This window comes from Pseudonocardia sp. D17 (assembly GCF_036984265.1).
GTDB classification, from domain to species: domain Bacteria; phylum Actinomycetota; class Actinomycetes; order Mycobacteriales; family Pseudonocardiaceae; genus Pseudonocardia; species Pseudonocardia benzenivorans.
The window spans coordinates 1-2,145 of sequence record NZ_BPRG01000204.1; the positions used below are offsets into that span (position 1 = coordinate 1).

At 69.8% G+C, this 2,145-nt stretch carries 2 protein-coding genes; both read left to right on the forward strand.

The window, feature by feature from the left end; translation table 11 throughout:
* The first annotated feature begins 132 nt into the window (after positions 1-132).
* Positions 133-1,425 carry an IS21 family transposase gene (istA, locus tag PSD17_RS27680; protein WP_339125216.1) on the forward strand — a complete coding sequence of 431 codons (1,293 nt, stop codon included), beginning with the start codon at positions 133-135 and terminating at the stop codon, positions 1,423-1,425.
* Between the two features lie 71 nt (positions 1,426-1,496).
* Positions 1,497-2,145, forward strand: a 649-nt coding sequence (istB, locus tag PSD17_RS27685) for an IS21-like element helper ATPase IstB (RefSeq protein ID WP_339125218.1), incomplete at its 3' end; no start/stop codon positions are given.

Below are 2,145 nucleotides of genomic sequence, written 5' to 3' on the forward strand. Positions count from 1 at the left end.
TCCCGGCCAGCGCGGCCCGGTCCGGCACCCGCGGCCGGCCGGTCCGTCCCCGCTTCGGCCGGCGTGTCGCCGGATCCTGAAATCTGCCCCCCTGGCGTTCCGGGAATCTTGACCCCTCCCAACGCTGGGGAGGTGCTGAACGTGGAGGACTGGGCGGAGATCCGTCGTCTGCATCGGGCCGAGGGTGTGCCGATCAAGGAGATCGCCCGGCGGCTCGGCATCGCGCGGAACACGGTGCGGGCGGCGTTGCGCTCGGACGGGCCACCGCGCTACGAGCGCGCGCCGCGAGGCTCGGTCGCCGACGCCTACGAGCCGCAGGTGCGGGCGCTGTTGGTCCAGTGGCCGACGATGCCGGGCCCGGTGATCGCGCAGAAGATCGGCTGGCCCTACTCCGAAGGCCCGCTCAAGAAGCTGCTGGCCCGGATCCGCCCCGAGTACGTCGGGATCGACCCGTCGGACCGGACCGTCTACGAGCCCGGCGAGATCGCCCAATGCGACCTGTGGTTCCCCGAGACACCCATCCCGGTCGCCGCCCGGCAGGTGCGGATCCTCCCGGTGCTGGTGCTGACCTTGGCGTTCTCCCGGTTCCTGTCCGCGACGATGATCCCCTCGCGCCAAGGCGGGGACATCCTGTCCGGGATGTGGCTGCTGATCTCCCAGCTCGGCCGGGTGCCCAAGACGCTGGTCTGGGACCGGGAGTCCGCGATCGGCGGCACGGGGAAGGTGTCGGTCCCAGCCGCGGCGTTCGCCGGGACCCTGGCCACCAGGATCCGGCTGGCCCCGCCGAAAGACCCAGAGTTCAAGGGCATGGTCGAGCGCAACAACGGGTTCTTCGAGACCTCGTTCCTGCCCGGACGGGCGTTCGCATCCCCGGCAGACTTCAACTCCCAGTTCACCGACTGGCTGACCAGCCGCGCGAACACCCGCACCGTCCGGGCCATCCACGGGCGTCCGGTCGACCTGCTCGAGACCGACTACCAGGCCATGACAGTCCTACCTGCCGTCGCCCCGACAGTCGGGCTGACCCACCGGATCCGGCTCGCGCGCGACTACTACGTCCGCGTCGACACCTGTGACTACTCCGTGGACCCGCGGGTGATCGGCCGCTTCGTCGACATCGTCGCCTCGCCCACCACGGTCGAGGTGTTCTGCGACCGGCAGCTCGTCGCCCGCCACGACCGCAGCTGGGCCAAACACCTGGTGATCACCGACCCCGACCACGTCGCCACCGCACGCCAGATGCGCCAGGCCCTAGCCGAGCAACACCGAGCCCAGCAACAGGCCGGGCAGCGCGGGCAGCGCCGCCACAGCGACGGCCACCCGGTCGCGATCCGCGCCCTGCCCGACTACGACGCCCTGTTCGGCGTCGACTTCGACCCCACCAGCCCGACAGCCGCGGATGCGGCGGAAGCGAGCAACCCGTGACCACGACAACCACGTCGGCGAACGCACCGACGGCGCCGTCGAGAACCGCCCCGGCGGACGGCCTTCCATCCATGCTGGCCTACCTGGCCAGAGTGTTGAAGACCCCGACCATCGGGCGCTGCTGGGAGGGGCTGGCCGAGCAGGCCCGCGACGAGAACTGGTCGCACGAGGAGTATCTGGCCGCCGTGCTGCAGCGCCAGGTCGCCGAGCGCGAGTCCGCCGGAACCACGATGCGGATCCGGACCGCGCACTTCCCGGCGGTGAAGACGATCGAGGACTTCAACCTCGACCACCTGCCCTCGCTACGCCGGGACGTGTTGGCGCACTTGGCCACCGGCACGTTCGTCGCGAAGGCCGAGAACGTGATCCTGCTCGGCCCACCCGGGCTCGGGAAGACCCACCTCGCGATCGGGCTCGGGGTCAAAGCCGCCCACGCCGGCTACTCGGTGCTCTTCGACACCGCGAACAACTGGATCACCCGCCTCGCCGAGGCCCACCAAGCCGGACGGCTCGAGGCCGAGCTGAAGAAGGTCCGCCGCTACCGGCTGATCATCATCGACGAGGTTGGCTACATCCCCTTCGATCAGGACGCGGCGAACCTGTTCTTCCAGCTCATCGCGTCCCGCTACGAAGTCGGCTCAGTCATGGTCACCTCGAACCTGCCCTTCGGGAAAGCGCACATGTTCGACCGAACCTGTGTCAGGTCGCGCCGAAACATCA